Origin of the sequence: Glycomyces artemisiae (genome assembly GCF_003002955.1) — a bacterium.
In the GTDB taxonomy this organism is placed as follows: domain Bacteria; phylum Actinomycetota; class Actinomycetes; order Mycobacteriales; family Micromonosporaceae; genus Glycomyces; species Glycomyces artemisiae.
Genome location: NZ_PVTJ01000009.1, coordinates 182,967 through 207,304, shown reverse-complemented (window position 1 = coordinate 207,304; position 24,338 = coordinate 182,967). Strand labels below are relative to the sequence as shown.

General features: G+C 73.0%; 22 protein-coding genes and 1 pseudogene. 7 read left to right on the top strand and 16 right to left on the bottom strand.

Annotated elements, in window-relative coordinates; all coding sequences use genetic code 11:
- The first annotated feature begins 33 nt into the window (after positions 1-33).
- Positions 34-912: a hypothetical protein gene (locus B0I28_RS21890; protein WP_106365985.1), complete on the top strand. Its 879-nt coding sequence runs from the start codon at positions 34-36 to the stop codon at positions 910-912.
- A gap of 37 nt (positions 913-949) precedes the next feature.
- Here the strand turns inward: B0I28_RS21890 and B0I28_RS21885 are convergent, their stop codons facing one another.
- The 4 genes from B0I28_RS21885 to B0I28_RS21870 all read right to left on the bottom strand — a co-directional run bounded on the left by B0I28_RS21885 (position 950) and on the right by B0I28_RS21870 (position 4,903).
- Entirely contained in the window at positions 950-1,588 is a 639-nt protein-coding gene (locus B0I28_RS21885) for a class I SAM-dependent methyltransferase (protein ID WP_106365984.1), read from the bottom strand.
- A 2-nt stretch (positions 1,589-1,590) separates the two neighbouring features.
- On the bottom strand, positions 1,591-1,779 hold the full coding sequence (locus tag B0I28_RS21880) for a hypothetical protein (protein ID WP_106365983.1): 189 nt from the start codon (positions 1,777-1,779) through the stop codon (positions 1,591-1,593).
- A 28-nt stretch (positions 1,780-1,807) separates the two neighbouring features.
- Positions 1,808-3,763 carry a hypothetical protein gene (locus B0I28_RS21875; RefSeq protein WP_106365982.1) on the bottom strand — a complete coding sequence of 652 codons (1,956 nt, stop codon included), beginning with the start codon at positions 3,761-3,763 and terminating at the stop codon, positions 1,808-1,810.
- 183 nt (positions 3,764-3,946) lie between these two features.
- Positions 3,947-4,903 carry a sulfite exporter TauE/SafE family protein gene (locus tag B0I28_RS21870; RefSeq protein ID WP_106365981.1) on the bottom strand — a complete coding sequence of 319 codons (957 nt, stop codon included), beginning with the start codon at positions 4,901-4,903 and terminating at the stop codon, positions 3,947-3,949.
- Between the two features lie 261 nt (positions 4,904-5,164).
- On the opposite strand from B0I28_RS21870, the gene B0I28_RS21865 reads away from it, so the two are divergent.
- Together B0I28_RS21865 and B0I28_RS21860 are read left to right on the top strand one after the other, a co-directional pair.
- Complete coding sequence (locus tag B0I28_RS21865; RefSeq protein ID WP_106365980.1) at positions 5,165-5,668, top strand: DUF1269 domain-containing protein; 504 nt, start codon at positions 5,165-5,167, stop codon at positions 5,666-5,668.
- 100 nt (positions 5,669-5,768) lie between these two features.
- Positions 5,769-6,938, top strand: coding sequence for a PP2C family protein-serine/threonine phosphatase (locus B0I28_RS21860; RefSeq protein ID WP_106365979.1), 1,170 nt, complete (start codon positions 5,769-5,771; stop codon positions 6,936-6,938).
- A 58-nt stretch (positions 6,939-6,996) separates the two neighbouring features.
- On the opposite strand, the gene B0I28_RS21855 is transcribed toward B0I28_RS21860, so the two are convergent.
- Together B0I28_RS21855 and B0I28_RS21850 are read right to left on the bottom strand one after the other, a co-directional pair.
- Positions 6,997-7,728, bottom strand: coding sequence for a copper chaperone PCu(A)C (locus B0I28_RS21855; protein WP_106365978.1), 732 nt, complete (start codon positions 7,726-7,728; stop codon positions 6,997-6,999).
- Between the two features lie 61 nt (positions 7,729-7,789).
- Complete coding sequence (locus B0I28_RS21850) at positions 7,790-9,376, bottom strand: cation:proton antiporter (protein ID WP_106365977.1); 1,587 nt, start codon at positions 9,374-9,376, stop codon at positions 7,790-7,792.
- 97 nt (positions 9,377-9,473) lie between these two features.
- On the opposite strand from B0I28_RS21850, the gene B0I28_RS21845 reads away from it, so the two are divergent.
- Positions 9,474-11,540, top strand: coding sequence for an MDR family MFS transporter (locus B0I28_RS21845; protein WP_106365976.1), 2,067 nt, complete (start codon positions 9,474-9,476; stop codon positions 11,538-11,540).
- A gap of 56 nt (positions 11,541-11,596) precedes the next feature.
- Here the strand turns inward: B0I28_RS21845 and B0I28_RS21840 are convergent, their stop codons facing one another.
- Positions 11,597-13,729, bottom strand: a complete 2,133-nt coding sequence (locus B0I28_RS21840; protein WP_106365975.1) for an alpha/beta hydrolase-fold protein — start codon at positions 13,727-13,729, stop codon at positions 11,597-11,599.
- Between the two features lie 134 nt (positions 13,730-13,863).
- Positions 13,864-14,772: an erythromycin esterase family protein gene (locus B0I28_RS21835; RefSeq protein ID WP_106365974.1), complete on the bottom strand. Its 909-nt coding sequence runs from the start codon at positions 14,770-14,772 to the stop codon at positions 13,864-13,866.
- Between the two features lie 80 nt (positions 14,773-14,852).
- Here B0I28_RS21835 and B0I28_RS21830 point away from each other — a divergent pair, with 80 nt between their 5' ends.
- The gene (locus B0I28_RS21830; RefSeq protein WP_106365973.1) at positions 14,853-15,560 is read left to right on the top strand and encodes a TioE family transcriptional regulator; all 708 of its coding nucleotides are present in this window, start codon (positions 14,853-14,855) and stop codon (positions 15,558-15,560) included.
- Positions 15,561-15,693: 133 nt separating this feature from the next.
- On the opposite strand, the gene B0I28_RS21825 is transcribed toward B0I28_RS21830, so the two are convergent.
- The 5 genes from B0I28_RS21825 to B0I28_RS21805 all read right to left on the bottom strand — a co-directional run bounded on the left by B0I28_RS21825 (position 15,694) and on the right by B0I28_RS21805 (position 21,186).
- Entirely contained in the window at positions 15,694-16,350 is a 657-nt protein-coding gene (locus tag B0I28_RS21825; protein ID WP_106365972.1) for an HAD family hydrolase, read from the bottom strand.
- Positions 16,347-18,212 (bottom strand): glycoside hydrolase family 15 protein, encoded by a 1,866-nt coding sequence (locus B0I28_RS21820; RefSeq protein ID WP_106365971.1) that lies wholly within the window; start codon positions 18,210-18,212, stop codon positions 16,347-16,349. The genes B0I28_RS21825 and B0I28_RS21820 overlap by 4 nt, the downstream gene beginning before the upstream one ends.
- 226 nt (positions 18,213-18,438) lie before the next feature.
- On the bottom strand, positions 18,439-19,518 hold the full coding sequence (locus B0I28_RS21815; protein WP_106365970.1) for an NADH:flavin oxidoreductase/NADH oxidase: 1,080 nt from the start codon (positions 19,516-19,518) through the stop codon (positions 18,439-18,441).
- A 69-nt stretch (positions 19,519-19,587) separates the two neighbouring features.
- Positions 19,588-20,283, bottom strand: a complete 696-nt coding sequence (locus tag B0I28_RS21810; RefSeq protein ID WP_106365969.1) for a type 1 glutamine amidotransferase domain-containing protein — start codon at positions 20,281-20,283, stop codon at positions 19,588-19,590.
- A 27-nt stretch (positions 20,284-20,310) separates the two neighbouring features.
- The gene (locus B0I28_RS21805) at positions 20,311-21,186 is read right to left on the bottom strand and encodes an NAD(P)-dependent oxidoreductase (protein WP_106365968.1); all 876 of its coding nucleotides are present in this window, start codon (positions 21,184-21,186) and stop codon (positions 20,311-20,313) included.
- Between the two features lie 171 nt (positions 21,187-21,357).
- On the opposite strand from B0I28_RS21805, the gene B0I28_RS21800 reads away from it, so the two are divergent.
- The gene (locus B0I28_RS21800; protein WP_106365967.1) at positions 21,358-21,807 is read left to right on the top strand and encodes a MarR family winged helix-turn-helix transcriptional regulator; all 450 of its coding nucleotides are present in this window, start codon (positions 21,358-21,360) and stop codon (positions 21,805-21,807) included.
- Positions 21,808-22,259: 452 nt separating this feature from the next.
- On the opposite strand, the pseudogene B0I28_RS28345 reads toward B0I28_RS21800, so the two are convergent.
- A pseudogene (locus tag B0I28_RS28345) lies at positions 22,260-22,418 on the bottom strand (TetR/AcrR family transcriptional regulator); the annotation flags it as partial.
- 70 nt (positions 22,419-22,488) lie between these two features.
- Complete coding sequence (locus B0I28_RS21790; RefSeq protein WP_146148194.1) at positions 22,489-22,791, bottom strand: hypothetical protein; 303 nt, start codon at positions 22,789-22,791, stop codon at positions 22,489-22,491.
- Between the two features lie 230 nt (positions 22,792-23,021).
- Between B0I28_RS21790 and B0I28_RS21785 the strand changes: the two genes are divergently transcribed.
- Positions 23,022-23,270, top strand: coding sequence for an SCO4848 family membrane protein (locus B0I28_RS21785; RefSeq protein ID WP_106365965.1), 249 nt, complete (start codon positions 23,022-23,024; stop codon positions 23,268-23,270).
- Between the two features lie 136 nt (positions 23,271-23,406).
- On the opposite strand, the gene B0I28_RS21780 is transcribed toward B0I28_RS21785, so the two are convergent.
- On the bottom strand, positions 23,407-24,321 hold the full coding sequence (locus tag B0I28_RS21780; RefSeq protein WP_181245899.1) for an aminoglycoside phosphotransferase family protein: 915 nt from the start codon (positions 24,319-24,321) through the stop codon (positions 23,407-23,409).
- Positions 24,322-24,338: the final 17 nt, after the last annotated feature.

Sequence of the window (24,338 nt, the reverse complement as noted above, 5' to 3'; positions counted from 1 at the left end):
GTCGGACGCCCGCCACCGACCGAAGGGGACCGCATGAAGACCCTCGACCCTGACGCGTTCGCCGCCGCCGAGCGGTACCTGGAACTGCACGCCAGACTCGTCGACCGGCTCCGGTTCGCGCACGCGTTCCGCGGCGCGCCGGGCGAGCTGGTGCGCAACGCCGTCGCCGCCTACCAGAACCTCGACGGCGGCTTCGGCCACGCGATCGAGCCCGACCTTCGCGGGGCGGGCGGGCAGCCGCAGGGCGCGGAGATCGCCTTCGGGATGCTCGAAGGGATCGCGGCGTCCGACGAGCCGCTGCTCCTGCGCGCCTGCGACTGGCTCGCCGAACATTCCACTGAGGAGGGCGGGGTGCCGTGGGTCCTCCCGAGCGTCCTCGACGACCCGCGCGGGCCCTGGTGGCAGCCGCAGGGCGAGAAGCCCCCGGCCGCGCTCAACCCGACCGCGCCCCTCGCCGGGCTGCTCCACGCGTTCGGCGTCGACCACCCGTGGCTCGGGCCCGCGACCGAGTACTGCTGGAACGCGATCGCCGAGGCCGGCGAGATCGGCGCTTACGACGCGCTGTGCATCCTGAACTTCCTCGAACGCGTCCCCGACCGCGACCGCGCCGAAGCCGAGTTCCAGCGCCTGCGCGGCCCGCTGCGCGGCAGCGCCGCGCTCGACCCTGACGCGCCCGGGCACGTCCACTCCCCCGTCGACCTCGCCCCGCGGCCCGACCTGATGGCGCGGCGGCTGTTCAGCGACGAGGAGATCGACCTCCACCTGGACCGGATCGTCGAGGACCAGGGCGAAGACGGCGGCTGGGCCCCGAACTTCACGATGTGGACGCCCGTGGTGGTCCACGAGTGGGGCGGGTACCTGACGCTCGCGCGGCTGAAGACCCTGAAGGCGTACGGGCGCATCGAGCAGTGAGACGGCCCCGCCTCGCGAGGCGGGGCCGGTCGCGGCGCTAAGCGGGTTTGCGGGCCTCGCCCGCGAGGTGGGGGCTGACCTTGAGGGGGTAGGGCAGGAACGGGAGCCGCTGGGGTTCGAGGCCGGACGTGTCGAACCCGGCGGCGGCGAGGTTCGCGCCCGTGTCGCGGGAGGTGTGGCAGCCGCCGAACACGTGCGACCAGAACACCACGTCGAAGAGGTATTCGAGCGCGCGGATGTTGCGGTTGGCGGAGGCGACGTGCTCCAGGAGCACGAGGCGGCCGCCGGGTTTGAGGACGCGGTGGATCTCGGCGAGCGCCCGGCCCTGGTCCTCCACTGAGCACAGCACCAGGGTCGCGACGACGGCGTCGAACGAGTCGTTCTCGAACGAGAGCTTCTCAGCCTGCCCTTCGAGCACGACGGCCTTGCGGCCCAGCTCCTCGGCGCGGGCGGCGGCGAGGTCCCGCAGGGCCTCTTCGGGTTCGACCGCGACCAGGTCGGTCACGGCCTCGGGGTAGTGCGTGAAGTTCGCGCCGTGGCCGCAGCCGACCTCCAGCACGCGTCCGCTCAGTCCTGCCAGGAGCCGCGCCCGCTGCGCGCCGAGTCCGCGGTCCTCGATGGACTCGGCGGCCTTGGGGTACCAGCGGGCGAAGAGGCGGTGGCTCCTTCGTGCCATGTCTACTCCTCGTCGTTCTGCGACCGGGCCAGGAGGACGACGGCGACCACGATGACGACGAGCAGGATCACGGCCACGAGGAAGGTGTCCACCGCGAACAGGGCGTTGAGGCCCCACGCGAAGAACGGGGCCATGACGACGAGCACCGCAGTCAGGGCGATCCACCGCGCGTTGCGGCTCATGAAGTCCATCGGCGCTCCTCCCGGGTTCCCCCCGAGCCTACGGGAGCGCCTCGCTGAGCGGGGTCGGGCCTAAGTTGGTGCGCGTGTTGGGCAGGTGGTCGCCGAGGTAGCCGATCCAGACCTTCCCGGTGGCGCCGCCCGCGTCGTCGAGGAAGTGCAGGCGCGGCGCGGGCGAGCCGATCGGCTGGAGCTTGATGTGGGCGGGCATGTAGACGCGGCCCGAGGGGTCCAGCTCGGTCGGGACGCGGAAGACCCGGGCCCGGTAGAACTTCGGGTTCCCCGACACCGAGTCGGACTCCTTCATGGACACCATGGTCGGGATGATGTGCGGCTCGCCGGGGAGCGGGCGCGAGCACCAGTCGTAGAACCCGCCGGTGAAGCGGTCCTCGGCGCGAGCGGCGGCGTAGGCGTCGAGGGCGCGCAGGGCGTCCCAGGCGCGGGCGGTCCAGCGGCGCCGCTGCCGCGGGTAGGTGACGTCGAGGCGCGAGACCTCGGTGTCGAGCGTGTCGGGCAGGTCGAGGCGGTGGAGGCGCTTGCGGGCGCGCTGCACGACGTCCATGAGGCACTCGGCGTCCCAGGGGCCCTCGGGGCCGTCGTCCTGGACGCCGTAGACGGGGTCGGCGTGCTCGGCGAGGCGGCCTTCGAGCCAGCGGATGCGGTCCTGCGCTTTGCGTTCGTGCTCTTGGAGTTCGACGTAGTCCATCTCCAGCCGGTCGTATTCGCGGCGGAGCCGTTCGAGCTCGTCGCCGCTCCCGTGCCGCCCGAGCAGGCCGGTGGTCTCGACGGCGCGGGTGAGGGCCTGGAGGTGCGCGGACATGGTCTTGATGAGCGCGGTGGTCTCGGAGTCGCCGCCGCGGGCCATGTCGACGAGCGCTTCGAGGACGGCGTCGTCGAGGTGGTCGGCGAGCCGCGCGGCGATGGCGGCCGCGAGGCCGCCGTCGTTGGCGGGGGCGTCGTCGTTCGCTGGGGCATCGTCGTTTGCTGAGGCGCCGTCGGGGACGGGAGGATCGGGGGCCGGAGCCGCTGCTTCGACGGGTTCGGGCGCGGGCGGTTCCGGGTCCGATCCGGGGTCCTTCGGCGCGGCCTGCTTGGGGATCTTCGGCGGGCGCGGGACGGCGATGGCCGCGGGACTCGGCGGGGCCGCGTGCAGGTCGGCGGGGTCGAGCACGCCGGACAAGACCCGGGCGACCCGCGGTTCGGCCTGGCGGACGTCGGTGGGGACCTGGCGGTGCGCCGACAGCTCGACGACGCCGGTGACGACCACGTCGAGCGCGGCGGTGCCGTGCTGGCGGATCGCGTTGCCGCCGCGCGGCTGGTGGCGCATCGCGTACGACTCCTCGCCGGGCCGCACGCCCGGCAGGTAGGTGCGGAGGCCGCCGCCGAAGACGCTCAGGTCGGGGCCGAGCCAGGCGTTCAGGTCCTCCTGGGTCTTCGTGTCGTAGAGGCGCGCCACGGACGCGACGCCCGCGAGCGCCTCGGCCAGGTGGTCGGCGCAGGCCGCGGCGACGGCGGGGTCGGTGCGGTCGACGGTGAGGACGATGAGCGGCACGGCCCGGTTCCGGTTCGCCAGCCGCAGGGTGAGGTCCTTGACCTCCTCGGGGCCGACGAGGTGCGCGCCCGCCTCGACCGGGACGGCCCCGTCGGTGGCCCGGCCCGTGGCGAGGTACGCGGGCATGAAGCCGGGGGCGCGGACGGGTTCGGCCGTGGGCGACAGGTCGCCCTCGACGGTGACGAGGACCCAGGAGCGCTCGGGCCGGCGCCCGGCGGCCCAGGTGGCGGTGGTGCGCAGGCGCCCGGCGCCGGTCGGCACGTCGAGGGCGTATCGGCCGCAGACCTCCGTGTCCGCCAACGTGGCGCGGGTGCGGCCGCGGGAGTGCTCCAGCAGCGGCGACCCGTCGTCCTCGACGCGCGCCCACGCGGCGAAGCACCGCCGCAGCCGGGGCCCGAGCCGTTGCCCGCCGTCGCGGAGCACTGCCTGGTAGAACAGCGTCACTGTGCCTCCAGCGGTCCCTCGGCGGCCGTAATGAGGGAACATGCTACTGGAGCGCGGGCCCCGCGTCGTCCCCCAAATCCGATAGGGACGGTCCGAGCGGGAATGCGGAACGGGCCCGCATCCTGGAGGATGCGGGCCCGCACGGCTCGACGGAGTCCGGTGAAACCGCTGTTCGGAAGCGGCTCAGGCGGTCTCGGCGGCCGGTTCGTCCTTCTCCAGGGCGGCCGGTTCCGGCGCCGGGTTGTTGGCCTTGTCGAGGACCGGCCCGCCCACGTCGCGCTCGGCGAGGTGGCGGCGCACCGAGTACCAGACCGCGGCGATCCACACGGCCGCGATGGCGATGTAGGCGATGACCTGGACGGTGTTCGAGGCGGCGATCCAGTCCGAGCGCAGGAGGGTGCGCGTGTTCGTCAGGATGATGACGCCGCCGACGGCCGAGCCGAGGACGCGCGGCGGGATGTGCCGCACCAGCCAGGCCGCGATCGGCGCGGCGATGAGCCCGCCGAGCAGGAGCACGCCGACCCACGCGAAGTCGATGCCCTGGCTGCCGAGCGCGAACAGGAAGCCCAGCGAGGCGGCCAGCGCGACGAGGAACTCCGAGGTGTCGATCGAGCCGATGACCTTGCGGGGTTCGATGCGGCCGCTGGCGAGGAGCGCGGGCGTGCCGACCGGGCCCCAGCCCCCGCCGCCGGTGGCGTCGAGGAAGCCGCCGACGAGGCCGAGCGGGGCGAGGAACCGCTTGCGCAGTGGCTTGCCGAGGTTGCGGCTGTCGAGGCCGCGGAGGGTGAAGCGGATGAGCAGGTAGAGGCCGAGGCCGAGCAGGATGAGCGACATGACCGGGGCGGCGAGCTCGGTGGAGAGCCAGGAGAGGAAGGTGGCGCCCGCGAAGGCGCCGACGGCGCCGGGGATGCCGATCTTGAGGACGACCTTCCAGTCGACGTTGCCGAAGCGCCAGTGGGAGGCGCCGGAGGCGAGGGTGGTGCCGATCTCGGCGAGGTGGACGGTGGCGGAGGCGGAGGCGGGGTTGGTGCCGATCGCGAGCAGCAGCGTGGTCGACGTGACGCCGTAGGCCATGCCGAGGCTGCCGTCGACGAGCTGGGCCACCAGGCCGACGATCCCAAGGAGGACGAGGGTTTTCACGGGGTTGCCTTCCGAGACGGTAACCGGACACATATCTCTACCAAATCTATGGGAAATATAGACAGGTTGCGGGTGAACGTCAACCGCCGGTCCCGAAACGCGGGATCGCGCGGCGCATCCTGGGATACGCGGTGCGGGAGTGGTCCGGCGGGTCGCCCGTTCCGGGATTTCCGCCCGATCGCCGGACACGGCCCCGCACGGGGGCCAGAATCGGCCCGAGAAGCCGCCGCCCGGCGGCGCATCGCAGGAAGGAAGGCGCCCATGAGTCAACTCATCGCCGTGGCCTACCCGGACGTCCCCACCGCACAGACGGTCCTCGGCAAGCTCGCGGACATGCAGAAGCGCGAGCTCATCAAGCTCGCCGACGCGGTGGTCGTCGAGCGCCGCGAGGACGGCAAGGTGAAGCTGCACCAGTCGACGTCCCTGGTCGGCGTCTCCGCCGCGGGCGGGGCGCTGTGGGGCGGCCTCATCGGCCTGCTGTTCTTCGCCCCCCTGCTCGGGATGGCGGTCGGCGCGGCCGCGGGGGCCGCGGGCGGCGCGCTCACCGACATCGGCGTGGACGACTCGTTCATGAAGCAGCTCGGGACCGAGCTGGCCCCCGGGACCGCCGCGCTGGTCCTCCTGGTCGTCTCGGCCACGGAGGACAAGGTCGTGCAGGAGCTCGGCGGCCAGTACCAGGGCAAGCTGCTCCAGACGAACCTCTCCGCCGAAGAGGAGGAGCGGCTGCGCGAGACCATCGACGCGGTCCAGGCGCAGCGCGCCTGACAGGATCGAGGGAACGGCGGGCGGCGGCTCCCAGCGCCGCCCGCCGTCCGTTTTCCCTGTTGAGAACTCTTCAAGCCCCGGTTCTGATTAGGCTCTCGGCATGCGCAGGGGCTCGGAGGGGGCGGAGATGCAGGGCTACAAGCGGTCCTATGTCGCCCCCAACACCGTGTGGGCCCGGATCTCCTCGGGCCACCCGGGATCGGCCCTGCTCCTGCGGCTGCTGCCGCTGATCCTCCTGGCGGCGACGATGCCGCTCGCGTTCGTGGTCCCCGAGATGGCGCCGTTCGCGGACTACGCGCTCGTGTTCCTGCCCGCGTTCACCGCGCTGGTGAACGGCCCGATCGCGACGGCGGCGGCGACGCTGGCGGTGGTCGCGATCGTCAGCGCGGGCGGCGACGCCATGGGGTTCCTCCCCTATCCGCAGTCGGCGTGGAGCGACCTGCCGCCGATCATCGCGGTCGGCGTGCTGTGCACGGTCCTGGCGTGGGCAAGGAACCGGATCGTGGCGCGGCTGCTCGACATGACGCTGGTGGCCGAGACGGTGCAGGGCGCGATCCTCCCGGACGTGCCGCCGGTGGTCGGCGGCGTGAAGGTGGCGGTGGCGTACCGCACGCACGACGGCAGTCCGGGCCTGGTCGGCGGGGACTTCTACGACGTGCAGGAGACGGATGCGGGGATCAGGGCGGTCGTGGGCGACGTCCAGGGGCACGGCCTGAACACGGTGCACCTGACGGAGGCGCTGCTGGGGACGTTCCGGGAGCGGGCGCTCGACGACCCGGACCTGGCGACGCTGACCGCGCGCATGGAGCGGCGGGTGCGGCTGCACAACCGGGGGCTCGACGAGTGGGAGCAGTCGTTCGCGACGGCGGTGCTCATCGAGATCACGCCGCGGCGGGACACGATCCGGGTGGTGCTCTGCGGGCATCCGGCGCCGCTGCTGGTGCGGGGCACGGCCGAGCCGATCTCGGCGCGGCCGATGCCGCCGCTGGGGCTGACGGACTTCGGGTTGCAGCGCACCGTGGTGCGGGAGGCGGCGCTCATGCCCGGCGACGTGATCGTGGCGTTCACCGACGGGTTCATCGAGGGCCGCAACGCCGATGGGCAGATGTTCCCGCTCATCTCGATGCTCAACGCCCACGTCGCCGCGGGCATCCGCGACCCGGACCGGCTGCACCGCAAGCTGAAGGCTGACTTCCAGGGCGGCGGGTACGTGCGCACCGACGACCTCACGGTCCTCATCATGCAGTTGCCGGGCTCGCAGGCCCGGTGAGCGCGGCGACGGCGGCCCCGCTGGTGCGGGGCCGCCGTCGATGCCGTTGCGGCCGTTGTTATTCGGCGGCGTGCTCGCCCGGGTCGCCGAAGTAGGAGCGCTCCGGGGAGACGTCGGGGTCGCCCACGGGGACGGCGATCGTGGCGGACTCGCCGTTGGAGAACGTGAAGACGAGCGTGACGCTCGTTCCCATGTCCACGTCCTTCTTCAGGCCCTCCAGGAGCAGGAACGAACCGGCCGTGGGCGCCAGGCGCATGATCTCGCCCGGCGCGAACTCCAGGGTGAAGTCGCGCTCGCCGACGAGTTCGTCGACGACCTCCTCCTCGGTCCCGGGGCTCGCGGAGGCGTCGGCGCTCGGGGAGGCCGAGGCGTCCGGGGAGGCCTCGCCGCTCGGACTCTCCGAAGCCTCGCCGCTCGGGCTCTCCGAGGCCGCGTCGGTCGGGCTCTCGGTCTCCTCGACCGCGACGACCTCGGTCGCGAGCGTCACGGCCTCGGCGTCCGGGCTCGTCACCGACTCCAGGGTCACGGCGGTCTCGTACTTGTTGCCGATCCAGACCCGCAGGGGCGCCTGGCCGCCTTCCGGGTAGGAGCCGTTGACCCCGAAGTCGATCTGGACGTTGCGCAGGACCATCTTCCCGGCGTCCGCGTCGATCCCGGAAAGGGCCGTCTGCATCTTGCTGGTCTCGGCGTGCTGGCCTGCGCCGCACCCGGTCAGGGCCAGTGCGAGGGCCGCGGCCCCGATCGCCGCGGCCGCCGCGCGCCGGGCCGCGCTCGCGTCTCGTCTCTCCACAAGCGCCACCGTACGGGCGGACGGGCGCCGGTCCCGGCAGCGACATACCGGTTGGCGAGGATCACGCGCCGCGGCTGCGGCCGACGGCCCGGTGGTCGAGTGCGGCGATGACCCGGTCGATGAGCGCGGGGTCGTGGCCGGGCGAGGACCGCATCTGGAGGAGCCGGGCCGTGGACGCGGCGATCATCTCGCCTTCGATGCGCTGCATGGCGTCGAAGCGCTCCACGATCCGCTCGGTCTCGGGGTCCTCGCGGTCCTCGACGAGCGCGGCGATCTTCTCGGCGCGGCGGTCGTACCACTGCTCCATGCGGGCGGCGACCTCGTCGTCCACCTCGCCTTCGCTGCGAAGCTGCCGCAGCCGCCGGGTGGCGGCCTTCCCGGCCTCGGCCATGATGCCGCGCACCGCCTCGGTCTCCTTGTCGGTGTCGGCCTTGACGCCGAGGAACGCGATGAGGCCGGGCAGGGTGAGGCCCTGCGCGAGGAGCGTCGCGATGACCACGACGACCGAGAGGAACTGGATCTGCTCGCGGCCGGGGAACGGGGAGCCGTCGGCGATCGTCTCGGGCAGGGCCAGCGCGGTCACGATCGTGACGACGCCGCGCATCCCGGCCCAGGCGGTGACGACGGCGAGCCGCGGGTGCTCCCCCAGCTGCTTCCAGCCCACCCCCATGCGGCCCAGGACGATCGCGAGGCCGAGCCACAGGGCCCGGACGGCGATCACGGCGCCCGCGACGGCGAGGGCCTTCCACAGCAGCTCGTCGACGCCGTCGCCCACCGCTTGGATGATGTCGACCAGCTCCATGCCGACGAGCGCGAACGTGAGGGCGTTCAGGGCGGTCTCCAGGACCTCCCACACCGAGCCCTGCACGAGGCGTCCCTCGTAGTCCTCGGGGTCGTTGGAGCGGGCGACGAGGTAGAACGCGGCGCAGATGACGGCGAGGACGCCGGAGGCCTTGACGCCGTCGGCGAGGAGGTAGGCGATGTAGGGGCCGGTGAGGCCGAGGGCGGTGACGACGCGGCTGTCGTCCACGAGGGACCCGAGCCGGACGAGGATCCAGCCGACGCCGAGGCCGATCGCGACCGCGGCGGCCGCGGAGTAGGCGAACAGGCCCGCCGACCCGATCGCGGAGACCGAGCCGGTGACGACGCCGAGGACGGCGACGTTGTAGAGGGTCAGGGCGGTGACGTCGTTGAACAGGCCCTCGCCTTCGAGGATGGTGACGAGGCGGCGGGGCAGGCCGAGCCGGTCGGCTATGGCGCTGACGGCGGCCGCGTCGGGCGGGGCGCAGATCGCGCCGAGGACGATCGCGGCGGTGACGGGCAGGACGGGGCTGATGGTGGCGGCGACGAGGGCGACCGCGGCGGCGGTGACGAAGACGAGGACCACCGCGAGGAAGATGATGGGCCGCCAGTTCGCGGCGAAGTGCCGCCACGAGTACTTGCGGGCCGCGGCCCACAGCAGGGGCGGGAGGAGCACCGGGAGGAGGTGCTCCGGATTCAGTTGCAGCGCGGGCATGCCGGGGACGAGGCCGAGCGCGAGCCCGTAGAGGCATATGAGCACGGGCGCGGGGACGCGCATCCACTCGGCGGCGGCGGTGAGGAGCAGCCCGCCCACGGTGAGGGCGAACAGGATCGCCACCAGTTCCATCCGGCCTCCGGTTCGGTTGTGCCTGGAGCGATCTTAGGCCGCGTCAACGGCGCTGGAACCTGCATTTATGGGATGGTTTGCCGCTATCGTTCCGCCTATGAGCACTGTCGACACCGCCGAGCGCCCTGCCGCGGCGGAGCCCGCGCCGCCGGTCCTGAGCAAGTCCCGCAGGAACCTCGTGTTCACCACGATCATGCTCGGCATGCTCATGGCGGCCCTGGACCAGACGATCGTGTCGACGGCGCTGCCGACGATCGTCGCGGACCTCGGCGGGGCCGGGCACATGGCATGGGTCGTCACGTCGTACCTGCTGGCGGAGGCGATCGCGTCGGCCGTGGTCGGCAAGTTCGGCGACATGTTCGGGCGCAAGGCGATCTTCCAGATCAGCGCGGTCGTGTTCGTCGGCGGCTCGGCGCTCGCCGGGTTCAGCGACGACATGGTGTTCCTCATCGTCGCCCGCGCGGTGCAGGGGCTGGGGGCGGGCGGCCTCATGGTCACCGCGATGGCGCTCATCGCCGACGTGATCCCGCTGCGCGAGCGCGGGAAGTACCAGGGCGCCATGGGCGCGGTGTTCGGCGTGACCACCGTGCTCGGGCCGACCCTCGGCGGGCTGTTCACCGACCACCTGTCATGGCGGTGGTGCTTCTACGTGAACGTGCCGATCGCAGTGGTCATGATCGCGATGGCAGCGGCCACGGTGCCGCGCGTGCGGTCCGCGGTGAAGCCGATCATCGACTACTGGGGGCTGATCTTCGTCGCGATCGGCACGTCGCTGCTGATCCTCGCTTTGGAGTGGGGCGGCGACGAGTACGCGTGGGACTCGACGACGATCCTCGGGATGTTCGCGGGCGCGGCCGTGGCGCTGACGGTGTTCGTGTTCGTCGAGCGGCGGGCCGCCGAGCCGATCCTCCCCATGTGGCTCTTCGGGAACCCGGTGTTCACGGTGTGCTCGATCCTCAGCTTCATCGTCGGGTTCGCGATGCTCGGCGCGATGACGTTCCTGCCGACGTACCTCCAGTACGTGGACGGCGTCTCGGCCACGGTCTCGGGCTACCGGACGCTGCCGATGGTCGCGGGCATGCTCACGACCTCGATCCTCTCGGGCGCGTTCGTCAGCCGCACCGGGCGGTACAAGGCGTTCCCGATCGCGGGCACCGCGTTCATGGCCGCGGGCCTGTACCTGATGTCCACGATGGGGCCGGGCACGAGCATCTGGCTTGAGTCGCTGTACATGCTGGTCCTGGGCCTCGGGCTGGGCCTGGCGATGCAGGTGCTCACGATCGCGGTGCAGAACACGGTCCCCTACGCGCAGATGGGCGCCGCGACCTCGGGGGTGACGTTCTTCCGGACCGTGGGCTCGACGTTCGGGACGGCGATCTTCGGGACCATGTTCTCCAACCACCTGACGCCGCTGCTGGCGACCGCGTACGCCGAGTCCGGGATCGACCCGGCCGCGGCCGCCAGTCCCGCTGCGCTGCACCAACTCCCCGACGACGTGATCGCGCCGGTCGTGAACGCCTACGCAGACTCGATCAACTTCGTGTTCTTCTGGACCGTGCCCGTCGCGGTCCTCGGGTTCCTCGTGGCGTGGTTCCTCCAGGAGCGGCCCCTGCACGACGCGGCCCGCGGCCGCGCGGTCGACATGGGCGAGGGCTTCGCCGCCCCCGACCCGTCCCCGTCGGAGGAGCGGCTCGCGCGCATGGTCGCCGACGTGATGCGCCGGGAGCGGCGCACCGTCTACACCGAGGTGTACGAGGCGGCGTCGGGCGCGAGCGCGCTCGACCGGGCCGGGTCGTGGGCGCTGCGGCAGGTCTACATGAGGCAGACCGCCGGGTTCGACGCGACGCTTCCGAAGATCGCCGCGGCCCACCGGCTCCCGCCGCAGGTGCTGCAACCGGTGTTCGTGCAGGCCGTGCGGGACGGGTTCCTCGCCGTGGACGCCGGGCGCCTGAGCCTGACGCCGCGCGGGCGCGCCGAGTTCGAGCTGTTCGTCTCGGCCTGGAAGCGCTGGCTCGACCGGCACCTGGACGACTGGAACCTGGCCGACCCGCAGGACCGCGAGGTCTTCAACCGGTCGGTCGCGCACCTGGCACGGGACATCGCCGAGCAGGAGTCGTTCCAGGAGGCCGACGGCCGCGAGTCCAAGGCGGAGGCGAGCGCCTAGGGCCCGTGCGGAGCTCGGGCCGTCCGGGGCCGTTCGGCCCCGGACGGCCCGCTCCGCTAGTGCGCGGTCTTGAACAGGCGCGGCAGGAGGTCGATCAGCGCCCGCTGCCACACGTCCCAGCCGTGCGGGCCGGGGATGATCGGCGCGAACTCGTGCTCGACCCCGCTGCGCTCCATGGCGGCGATCAGGTCGAGCGTCGGCTCGTACGTGAAGTCCTGGCGGTCGCCGGAGTACACCCGGAGCAGTTCGGTGCCGGCGTTGACGGCGCCGGTGTCCGTCCCTTCGGGAGGACCGCCGAACGCCGACATGGCGCCGATGTAGGCGAACGCGACGGGATGGGCCCACAGGGTGCTGAGCGTCTGCCCCGAACCCATCGACAGGCCCGCCAGCGCGCGCCGCCGCGGGTCCGCGCTCACGCGGTAGCGCTCCTCGGCGGCCGGGGCGATGCGCGTGGTGATCTCGGTCTGGAAGTCGACGCCGTTGCCGTTCGCCATGACCACGACCATGGGAACTATGGTCCCGTTCCGGTGGTGGCTGTCGAGGATGCGGTCGGCGTAGCCGACTTCGATCCAGTCGGACCACGTCTGGCCCCCGCCGTGCTGGAGGTAGAGCACGGGGTACGGCTCGGTGCGGGCGGGGTCGTAGCCCGGGGGCGTCCACACGTACGCCGAGCGGTCCGGATCGGCCGCGGTGCTGTTGTAGGCCATGACGTTGACCTCGCCGCGCGCACCAGCGGGGACCGGTGCGGTGTAGCGGCCCCTGATGGTGTCGCCGGGGACGGCGAAGGTGCTCCAGGCGGGCTCGGAGCGCACCGAGGACGGGTTGCGCGGGTCCTTGCGGACTGCGCCGTCGACCTCGAACTTGTAGTGGTAGGTGCCGCCTTCGAGCGGCATCGAGAGGCGCCACGAGCCGTCGTCCCGCCGGGTCATGGGCGTGCGGGGCCAGCTCCCCGCGGGGCCGAAGTTGCCCCAGACGGCGACGCGCGAGGCGTCGGCGAACTCGGGGCCGGCCTCGAAGGTGACGACGCCGCCGGCGTCGATCCACGGGGTGGGCGCCGTGCCGGGCGCGGAGGGCTCGTGCGCGGTGAAGGGCGGGTGGCCCTCGCTCGGGCCGTGGTCGGCGACCGGCCGGAACAGGCGCTGGGCGAAGTCGCGCAGGGCCGCCCGCCAGGTCCTCCAGGTGCCGCCGGAGGCGGGGTGGGAGCCGTCGGACTCGAATGCGACGCCGGCGGCGGTCAGCGCGGCTTCCAGCGCCGCGACTTCGTCGTAGGCGGGGTCAGTGATGTTGCCGCCGTAGACGCGGATGAGCGCGGTGCGGCCGTCGGTCCGGCGCAGCGCGTCGGGGCCGGCGTCCGGGCCGAGGCCGCCCGAGAGGACGCCGGCACTGGTGAACGCTTCCGCGGCGGCCGCCTCCAGTGCGGATGACGCGCCGCGGCCGATGCCGGCGACGGCGCGGTCGGCCGGGTCGGCGGAGACGCGGAACGCCGCCTCGACGGCGGGCACGAGGCCCTCGACGAGGTCCTTCGCCGTCGAGGAGCCGTCGGCCGCCACGACGACCATCGGCTCGGCGTCGCCGTCGAGCACGAGGCGGGCGAGGATCTGCGCGAGGCGGCCCGGCCCCGCCCATTCGCGGTGGCTGCGGCCCTCGTCCGGGAGGAGGTAGAGCGCGGGGTAGGGCGCGGCGCGGTCGGCGTCGTAGCCCGGCGGGGTCCACACGAGCGCCTCGGACGCCGCGCCGTCGCCGTACCGGATCGTGTCGAGCGCGCCGCCGTCGGCGGTGTCCGCCAGCCAGTCGGCGCCGGGGCCGGGCACGAACAGCGTGCCGAGGTGCGGCCGTGCGGCGGTCTCCGGATCGCGGAACGCGACGGCCTCGGCGTCCGGGGCGGGTCGCACGACGTACCGGTAGCAGTACAGGCCGGGGTCGAGCGGGCCGAGGGTGGCGACGCGGTCGTCGTCGCCGTCGGCGTGGAACTCGGTCCAGGTGCCGCCCGGCCCGAAGTCGCCCTGCACGGCGACCTGACCGTCCTCGACGCCGGTCGCCTCGCGGACGGCCCGGGCGGGCACGGTGAAGCGGTACACGTCCCGCACCGGGTTGTCCGGCACCTCGGCGACCCACGGGTCGCCTGCGGCGGACGGTGCTGCGGGCCCCGGGGGGTCGGGGACCGTCCGGGGCGCGTGGGACTCGTTCATCGGCTTCCTCCTCTGGAGCACGGCTTTTCGACCGGCCGGGAGGGGCGGCAGGCGCGAACGTCCGTACCAGATTGGTATATCGATAAAGCGATGTCAAGTGCGGAGTCGGCGCAGGTCCGGGGCTCCGGCGGAGGTCAGTCCTCGTCGGCGATGAAGGCGTACTTGGGGCCGAGGAGGGCCGCGATGATGGCGCCGGTTCCGGCCCAGACGAGGTTCATGCCGGCCATCTCCATGCGGCTCTCGGTGGTCTGCAAGTGGACGTTGTGGGCGAGGACGACCGTGGGCCCGCGGCCCGCTTCAAGGGCGCGGATGTCGAGCAGGTGCTCGGCCATGAGTGCGTCGCGGACGCCGGAGAGGCGGCTCCACCGGTCGGCTTCGGGGAGCGGCTGCGCGGCCTGGCGGTGGTAGCGCAGGAGCCCGGCGGCGGTGGCGGCGTTGACCCTCGCGCGGTGCCAGTCGGTCAGCGAGGTCGAGGCGATCCGCTCCGGCGCGGCCGCGTAGAGCGCGGCGCGCAGATCGTCGGCGATGATGCGGAGCGCTTGGGCCGCAGGGGTGTCGCCAGGGGATGCGGCCGGGTCGGTGACGGCCTCCATGCGGCTCCAGGCCTCGTCGTCGCCGGTGAGCGCGGCGATGTCGAGGTCGCGGCCGAGGTAGTCGCGGACGTGTTCGAGGTACGTGCGCGGGCTGGCGGCGGTGAATTCGAGGGGCGCGTCCATGCCGTGGAAGGCGACCCGGTCGGCCGGGTCGCGGCCCTCGTTCCATGCGCGCAGGCGGGCGACGAGGCGGCGGTTGACGGCGAACGCGCCGAACCCGTGGGTGAAGCCCTCCCCCATCGCGGTGTCGAGCGAATCCGTGCGGCCCTGCACGTAGTCGTCCACGGCGAACGCGGCGATGCGGTCGGACTCGAACACGATCGAGCGGGCGCCGTGCCCGAGGAGGCGGAGCGCGAGGTCGGCGCGGGCCTCCGCTTGGGGCGAGTCGCCGTGGGCGCGCTCGCCGAGGCCGATGACGTCATGGGATGCGGTGATCTGGTCGGTGTTCACGGCTTGAAACGTATCGTTGAAAGAACGGTTGAGACTTCGATCGGGTCTGGCGTTGGACCACTGCGGTAAAGTCTCAAACCGTGGGGAAACTGCGGCCTTCTGACCTGGCGCGCGAGCACGGGCTCACGGCCCAGGCCGTCCGCAACTACGAGCGCGACGGGTTCCTCCCGGCCGCCGAGCGCACCCCGAGCGGCTACCGGGTCTACACGGAGGCGCATGCGGCGGCGCTGCGCGCGTTCCTGGCGCTGGTGCGCGCGTACGGGCACGGCGTGGCGGGCGAGGCCATGCACGCGGTCCACAGCGGACGGATCGACGAGGTGCTCATGGTGATCGACCGCGGCCACGAGCAGCTGCTCCGGGACCGGGCCACGCTCGACGCGGTCACCGCCTCGGTGGCGCGGTTGGCCGAGCCGGAGGTCCCGGAGCGCTTCGCGCCCTACACGGTCGGCGAGCTCGCGTACCGGCTGCGGGTCACGCCCGCGACGCTGCGGAACTGGGAGCGGGCCGGGATCCTCTCCCCCGCGCGCGAACGCGCGACCGGGTACCGGCGGTTCGAGCGGGAGGACGTGCGGGACGCCGAACTCGCGCACCTGCTGCGGCGCGGCGGATACCCGCTGGAGCACATCGCGGCGGTCGTGCGGCAGGTGCGGACCGCGGGCGGCACCGAGGCGCTCGCGCAGTCCCTTGCGGACTGGCGGGGGCGGTTGACGAAGCGGGGGCTGGCGATGCTCGACGCGGCCGCGCAGCTGAGCGCGTTCCTCGGCGTCCGTGAGCGGCAGGGCCGTTGAGCGCCAAGCGGCCGCAGGCGTGCGCCCGCGGCCGCTGCACGGTCACCGCCGGTGCATCGGTGGGCCGTCCGTGCCCACGCTAACGGTCGCGGCGGGCCGCTTGAGGGGCTTTCGCGATGCGGCCGAGACGGATTCACGACAGTCGCGGGGCGTTCGCGGCGTGGTCGATGGCCTCCACGATGGAGTCGGCGGTGTGCGTGGGCCGGTAGTCGGCGGCGGTCCAGTCGCGGCCGAGGTGGAGCCAGACGCTGGGGACGCCGAGGCGGTGGGCGCCGAGAATGTCGGCGTCGTCCCGGTCGCCGATCATCCACGCGTCCTCCAGCGAGCCGTCCACGGCGGCCGCGGCGGCGCGGAACGGCGCCGGGTCGGGCTTGTCGGCGCCCACGGCCCCGCTGATCGTCCACGCGTCGACGAGCCGGTCGAGCCCCGCGTTGCGGATCTTCCCGAACTGGCCCTCCACGGGCCCGTTGGTGACGATGACGACGCGGTGCCCGGCGCCGCGGGCCCGGCCGATCGCGTCGGCCGTGGCGGGGTCGAGCCGGGCGTTGTCGCGCGAGCCGCGGTAGAGCGCGTCGACGAGCTCGTCCGCGGTGAGGTCGAAGTCGAGTCGCTCGCGTATGGCCTGCGCGACGACCGGACGGGGCGTGTAGCCGCGGTCATCGATCGGCATGATCCAGTCGGCGTGGTCGGCGGCGTGGCCGTGGGCGGCGAGGAGCGCGGTCAATCCGGCGCGGAAGCCCGCGTCGCGGTCGATGAGGGTGTTGTCGAGGTCGATCATCAAGAGCGTCACGGCACTGAGGGTAACCACCCCGGCCGGGAGCGGCGAGCGTCGCGGATCGCGATGGCGGCGTTGAGGAGCCCGATGTGGCTGAACGCCTGCGGGAAGTTCCCGAGCATCGCGCCGGAGGCGGTGTCGACCTCCTCGGAGAGCAGGCCGAGGTCGTTCGCGCAGTCCGCGGCGAGCGCGAACGCCGCCTCCGCGCGGTCGGGGCGGCCGGTGAGCGCCAGCGCCTGGGCGAGCCAGAACGTGCACATGACGAACGAGCCCTCGGTGCCGTCGAGGCCGTCGGTGCCGGTCTCGTAGCGGCGCAGGAGGCCCCGGGCGTCGCGCAGCTTCGCGTCGATGACGTCCACGGTGGACTTGAGGCGCTCGTCGGTGCCGGGCAGGAACCCGGAGGCGGGCATGGCGAGGACCGAGGCGTCCAGGTCGTCGTCGCCGAAGGCCGCGCAGAACGCGCCGACGCGCGGGTTCCAGCCGCGGGTCTCGATGGCCTCGCGGATGCGGTCGCGCTCGGCGGCCCAGGTGCCGACGCGGTCGGCGGCGACGTCGAGGCGGTCGGCGAACTTGACGGCCCGGTCGAGGGCGGTCCAGCACATGAGCTTGGAGTACAGGTAGTGGCGCGGCGCGCCGCGGGACTCCCAGATGCCCTGGTCGGGCTGCTCCCACTGGTCGGCGGCGGCGTCGGCCATGCCGGAGAGGAACTGCCGGGCGGGCTCGTCGAGGCCCTGGAGGTGGCCGCGCAGATGCCATGCGGCGTCGAGGAGTTCGCCGTAGACGTCGAGCTGCGGCTGGAGCCAGGCGGCGTTGCCGACCCGCACGGGCCGGGAGCCGCGCCAGCCCGCGAGGTGGCCGAGTTCGCGTTCGGAGAGGTCGTGCTCGCCGCCGATGCCGAACATGATCTGGAGGGGCTGCTCGGGCTGGTAGTGGGCGGCGGCACGGGTCATGAACTCGAAGAACTCGACGGCCTCGCCGTGGCAGCCCGCTTCGGCGAGGGCCTGGACGGTGAAGCTGGCGTCGCGCACCCACGAGTAGCGGTAGTCCCAGTTGCGGCCCGCGCCGACGGCTTCGGGGAGGGAGGTGGTGGGGGCGGCGACGATCGCGCCGGTGGGCTGGTAGCGGAGCGCTTCGAGGACGAGGACCGAGCGTTTGACGAGGGGCGCGAGGGGCCCGTCCCAGTCGGGGTGGGCGTCGTGCCAGTCCTGCCAGCCGATGAGGGTCTCGTCGAGGGCGGCTTCGACGGCTTCGGGGGTCCATGCGGGCGGCGGGTCCTGGGCGAGGTCGGCGGTCTGGACGCAGAAGTGGAGTTTCCGTCCTTCATCGAGATGGAGGCGGGCGGTGGCGCCGTCGTCGCCGAAGTCGAGGCGGACGGGGCTGGTGAGGACGAAGCGGGCGGGGCCGCCGGTGGCGAGGACGCCGCCGGGGATGCTGGTGAAGATCGGGTTGACGAGGCCGTATTCGGGGCGGGGGCGGAACGCGAAGTCGACGTCGAGTTCGCCTGCGGTGCATTCGATCGTGCGGAGCGTGGCGATGGGGGCGCGGGCGGCGAGGCGGATGCGGCCGCGCTCGGTGGCGGGGCCGAGCGCGAGCGCGTCGGTGAGGACGGCGGTGCCGGTGTCGGTGGTGAAGACGGTGCGCAGGACGAAGGTCTCGCCGACGTAGGCGCGTTCGGTGCGGTAGGGCGCGGCGGGGGTGAGGGACCAGTGGCCCGCGTCGGGGTCGAGGAGGCGGCCGAGGACGGCGGGGCTGTCGAAGCGGGGGCGGCAGAGCCAGTCGATGGAGCCGTCGGTGCCGACGAGGGCGGCGGTGTGGCGGTCGGAGAGGAGGGCGTAGTCCTCGATGGGGCGTCCGCCCTCCGGTCGCGGGTCCGTCATGGTGCGCTCCTCTCCGCCTGGGCGGGAGCGTACTCCGGTTCGGGTCGCGACGTGCGGCGGTCCTCGATGCGCGCGGGGTGGTCCTGGTTCCACACCGGCCGGTGCGGTCGCAGTACGGTCCGGTTGCCGGAATTGCACCGTTCCGGTCTCTTGAGGAGCGGCGCTGGTGGACGGTCCTTTGGGGACGCCGCCGGCTCCCGGCGCGGGCCGGGAGCCGGTGCGGCCGTCAGGAGCGGCGGTACTGGGCGGGCTTGTAGGCCTCGTCGCCGAGCTCGGCGGCGGCGTGGCGGGCCCAGTAGGGGTCGCGCAGGAGCTCGCGGCCGATGAGGACCGCGTCGGCCTCGCCGTCGGCGAGGATCTTCTCGGCCTGGCGCGCTTCGGTGATGAGGCCGACCGCGCCCGCGGGCAGGCCGGCCTCGCTGCGCACGCGGGCGGCGAACGGGACCTGGTAGCCGGGGCCGGTGGGGACGGCGGCGTTCGGGAGGGAGCCGCCGGAGGAGACGTCGAGGAGGTCGATGCCGTGCTCGCGCAGGACCGCGGCGAGGCGCACGGTTTCGTCGGCGGTCCAGCCCTCGGGCTCGATCCAGTCGGTGGCGGAGACGCGGAAGAACACGGGGACGGTCTCGCCGACGGCGGCGCGGACGGCGTCGGTGACCTCGACGGCGAGGCGGGTGCGGTTCTCGAAGGACCCGCCGTACTCGTCGTCGCGGCGGTTGGAGACGGGCGAGAGGAACTCGTGGAGGAGGTAGCCGTGGGCGCCGTGGATCTCGACGACCTCGTATCCGGCGGCGAGGGCGCGGCGCGCGGCGGCGGCGAACGCGGCGACGACGTCCTGGATCTCCTCGCGGGTGAGGGCGTGCGGCACGGGCCGGGACTCGCTGAAGGCGACGGCGCTGGGGGCGACGGGGACCCAGCCGCCTTCGTCGGGCGCGAGGGCGCGGCCGCCGTTGAACTCCAGGTCGGAGGTGGCCTTGCGGCCCGCGTGGGCGAGCTGGACGCCGGGGACGGTGCCGTGGGCGCGCATGAGGTCGGTGAGGCGGCGGTGGGCGGGGACCTGGTCGTCGCTCCAGATGCCGAGGTCGCCGATGCTGATGCGGCCTTCGGCGGTGACCGCGGTGGCCTCGACGAGGATGAGGCCGGTGCCGCCGACGGCGCGGGAGCCGTAGTGCTGGACGTGCCAGTCGTTGGGGGCGCCGGTGCCGGGCCCGGAGGTGTCGGCGCTGTACTGGCACATCGGGGCCATCCAGGCGCGGTTGGGGAACTCGGTGCCCCGGATGGTGAGCGGCGTGAACAGGTTGCTGGTCATGGTTCCTTCAGTGTGTGCGGGCGGTTCCTGGGGGGCGGGGCCGCCGGTCCGGCGGCCCCAAGGGTACGTCTATCCGATGAGTTTCAGCAGCTCGTCGGCCGCGGCCTGCGAGGACTGCGGGTTCTGGCCGGTGACGACGTTCCGGTCGACCTCGACGTGGGAGGCGAACGGCTCCCCGGCCTGGAAGTTGATCCCGGCCTGTTCGAGGCGGGTCTGGAGCAGCCACGGGGCCTTGTCGCCGAACGCGCCGAGGTGCTCTTCGCGGTCGGTGAACCCGGTGATGCGGTAGGCGGCGAACGGGTTGACGCCGTCCGGTTCCGTGGCGGGCAGGAGCGCGGCGAGGCCGTGACAGACGAGGCCCACGGGCTTGCCGGAGGCGAGCGCGTCGGCCAGGAGCGCCCCGGCGTGCGGGTCGCCGGAGAGGTCCTCCATGGGGCCGTGGCCGCCGGGGACGTAGACGGCGTCGAAGCCGGCGAGATCGACCGCGGCGAGGTCGACGGGCGCGCCGAACTCGGGCGCGGTGGCGACGGCGTCGCGGAAGCGGGCGGCGGCCTCGTCGCCCCCGGCGAGGCCCGGGTCGAGGCTGACCGGGTCGGCGGGCGGCACGACGCCGCCGGGCGTGGCGACGGTGACGGCGTGCCCGGCGTCCTTGAACGCCTGGAGCGGGACGACGGCCTCTTCGGCCCAGAAGCCGGTGGTGTGCCTGGTGCCGTCGTTCAGCGTCCACTCGTCGGAACCGGTCATGATGAACAGGATCTTCGCCATGGTTACTCCCCCTGTGGTTCGGTCTGGCTACTCGTCGAAGCTCGCGAAGTAGGTCGCGGCCATGTCCTCGTCGCCGTGGCCCTGCGCGGAGGCGCGGCGGAAGCGCTCGGCGCCGGCCTCGGCGAGGTCGAGGCGGACGCCGTTCGCGGCGGCGGCCTCGACGATGAGCCTGGTGTCCTTGAGCGCGGTGTCGAGGCCGAAGCTGGCCTGGTCGGTGGCGCCGTCGAGGATGAGCGCGCCCTTGGCGTGGGCGTACCCGGCGTCGAGCGGGCCGCCCTGGATGAGGTCGTAGAAGCCCTGCGGGTCGACGCCGAGGCCCTTGGCGAGGGCGAGGACCTCGCCGATGCCGTGGGTGAGGACGAGGACCCAGCTGTTGGCGACGAGCTTGAGGCGGGAGGCGCTGCCGTCCGCCCCGTCGGCGCCGGTCCACACGGTCTTGGCGCCGATCGCGTCGAAGACGGCGTTCGCGACCGGGTCGTCGGCGGGCCCGGAGGCGAGGACGGTGAGCTGCCCGGCTTCGGCGGGGGCCCTGGTGCCGAGGACGGGGGCGTCGAAGAACACGAGGCCGTGCTCGGCGGCGACGGCGGCGAGCGCGCTCGTGCCGTCGAGGCCCGCGGTGGTGGACTGGATCCAGCGGACGCCGGGCTTGAGGGCGGGCGCGGCCTGGGCCATGACCTCCTGGACGGCGGGGCCGTCGTAGAGGATGGTGAGGACCGCGTCGGCGCCCGCGACGGCCTCGGCCGGGGTGTCGGCGACAATGATCCCGTCGGCGGCCAGGGGCGCGGCCTTGTCGCGGCTGCGGTTCCAGGCGGTGACGGCGTGTCCGGCGCGGGCGAGGTTGCGGGCCATGGCGGCCCCCATGATGCCGGTGCCGAGCACGGTGACGTGCAGCTGTTCGCTCATCGGTTCTCCTTCGGTTCGCGGCGTCGAGTCTGCCGAACTCCGGGGCCGCGGGTGCCCCGTTCCGCCGCCAACAATACTTGCAGACGCGGGCTAATTGCAAGCGGTGGTATTTGTTGCATGGCTTATACCGTCGTGCGCTAGGATGGGGTACCGTTCCGGCCCCGAGGGAGGATGACCGTGACCGCGGCCCCGGAGACCACGACCGCGCTGGCGCAGCACTGGTGCGCGCTGTCGGTCCTGCACGAGCGCATCGCCGACCGCATCGGGCGGCGGCTCGAAGCCGAGCACGGGCTGAGCGTGCGCGAGCTGTCGCTGCTCACCGTCCTCGACCGCCAGAGCGAGGGCCGGCATCTCCAGATGCGGCAGGTCGCCGACGCGATCGTGCTGAGCCAGAGCGCGACCACGCGCCTGGTGACCCGCATGGAGGACCGCGGGCTCCTCGCCCGCACGATCTGCAAGGACGACCGGCGCGGGATCTACACCGACGTCACCGCCGCGGGCCGCACGCTCCTCGCCGAGGCGGCGCCGACCCACGACGCGGCGCTGCGCGAGGCGCTCGACGAGGCCCGCTCCGACCCGGACTTCAAGCCGCTCGTGGAGGCGCTGGAGCGGCTCGGCTGATCTCGTAAACCGTTGGGGCCCTTGACGGAGGCCCAGATCCGGTCGGGCAGGTACGCGAAGGCCTCAGTGATGTCGTCGGCGCCGGGCATGCCCACGAGCCAGCGCGTCACCGCCTCGGTCACCGGTCCGATGAGAAGGCAGCCCAGGAGGCTGTCGGGGACGTCGACGATCCGCCCGGCCTCCACGTGCGGGGCGATCCACGCGAGGATCGCCGCGAGCTGCGGCGCGGTCTCGGCGAGCATCGCCTCGGTGGGGCCGACCAGGTGCGCCTGGTAGGGCATGCCGAGCAGGAAGTGCGCTTTCGCGCGGTGCTCGGTGCACCAGTCGAGGTAGGCGGTGACGCAGGCCTGGACGCCGGTGCGGGCGGTGCGGCGCGGTTCGACGGCCGCGACGAGCCGGTCGAGGAGTTCGCCGCTGAGGCGCGCGTAGAGCGCGGCGGTGAGCCCGTTGAAGGACCCGAAGTGGTGGTAGAGGCTGCCGACGCTGACGCCGCTGGCGTTGATGACGCCGGTCATCGTGTAGCCCTCGGGGCCGTTGCGCTCGTAGAGGTCGAGGGCGGCGGACAGGAGCCGCTCGACGGTCTCCCGCCCGCGGGCCTGCTTGGCGGCCATGGGTTTGACGGCCGGGTGCCTGACGGTCGCAGGCTTGACGGCCACGGGTTCGACGGCCATGGCGGCGGGGTCAGGACTTCCAGAACTTGGCGGCGATGTGGGCGAGCCCGTCGCGCTGCGTGCGGCTCTTGAGGACGGCCTCGAACTTGTGGTTGAGGTAGAGGCCGGGCAGGGCGGCGTCGATGCGGAAGACGTTGCCGAGCCAGCGGGCCGGGCGGCCGCCGTCGAGCTCCCACAGCTCCACGATGCGGTCGTTGGGCTTGATCGTCATTCTGATGTGGACTCCGAGGTATTCGATGTCGGCGGTGCGAAGCCAGCCCAGGGCCTCGGCGTCGGGATACCCGTCGGGCATCGGGTTCTCAGGTCCGCTCATTCCGGGCCCGCCATTCCATGCATTGATGACAATCCGGTCTCCATCATCGCAGACCACGGTATGCACGCAACTGCCGCACAGAGTGACACCGGGTCTCCAATGCCCAGGATAGTAGGCGCACCAGACGGGTCGGTCGGCGGAAGCGGGCCGCGGCGGGCCGGGACGTGACCGGCGACCAGCGGGGCGCGCCCGGAATGTCCGGGCCCTTGCGGGGCGCCGATACTGGGCGGATGAAGCTCAGTCGCGGCGTCTCCGTGTTCCTCCTCGCGTTCGGCGTGTGGTCGCTGATCGTATGGTCGACCTTCGTAAAGAATCTGTTCAAGGACGTCAGCGGCCTCGCGTTCGACGCCGCGGGTGATCCGACGGGCTATTTCTGGGTGCACCTCGCGCTCGCGGTGACCTCGTTCGGGCTCGGCGTCGCGATCGGCGTGATCGGCCTGCGGGGGCTCCTGGCGAGCCGCCGCGCAGGCCGCGACTGAATCCTGAAGGGACGTTCCGACCCGTTGGCGACTCGCCGCGGAGTCGGGAATCCGACGCGGATCTTTTTCACCCGATCGGGCCGGAAAGCGCTCTATTCCGAGGGCGCGCCGCCGCACCGGGGCCCGGCGGCCCCGGTCAGGCGTCCTCCAGCTCCCGCATCGCCTTCGACACTTCGTCGAGCTCGCGCTCGTCGGCGTCGTGGGCGAGGTGGGCGGCGAAGCGCAGCAGCGCCCAGGCCTTGACGCGCTCGGCGTCGGCGCCGAGGCCGTCGGCGACCGCGCGGAGCAGGTCGCGGCCGCTGTGCGGGCCGTACAGCTCCTGCGTGAACAGGAAGTACCCGCCGTCGAAGGCGCGCTCGGCGAGGTAGGGCTTCGGGTCGATGACGAGCCACGGCTCCCGTTCGGCCGACACGATGTTCGTCAAGTGGGTGTCGCGGTTGGCGATGCCGGTCTCGGGCGCGTCCGCGAGGTCGTCGCAGCGGGCCAGCGCCTCGCGAAGCCGGTCGTCGCCGAGGCGGCGGCGCACGTCCGCGTCGGGATCGCGGTACTCCGCGCGCCAGGCGTCCAGCATCTCGGTGGCGGCGGGCAGGTCCGGGAAGCCCGCCGCGGGTTCGTAAGGGCGCCAGAGGCGCCGGTACAGGCCGGTGGCGATCCCGATGCGGCGCCAGGCGGCCGCCGGCGTCTTGTGGCCGAAGAAGCGGGTGGACTTGAGCCGGTTGCCGGGGACGGCCTTCTCCATGAGCATCGCGCCGGTCGCGGGGTCGTAGTCGTACAGCTCGACGGCGCCGTCCCCCTGGTATCGGTGCAGCGCAGTCGGTTCGCCCCGGTTCTCGTCGTCGAGGTAGATCACTTTGAGGACGGCCGGGGAGTCGTCCTCGCGGCGCACCGGGACCACGTACGAGTGCGACCCGCCGTCGTAGGGCGGCCCGTCCATGCGGAGGGACCATGTGCGCTTGAGGCTCCAGACCGTCCTGGGGAGGTCGTCGAGCCACGCGCGGCCCGACTCGCCGTGCCAGTTGAGGACGTCGCGGCGGACAGAGGAAGGAACCACACCAAATCGCATCGGTA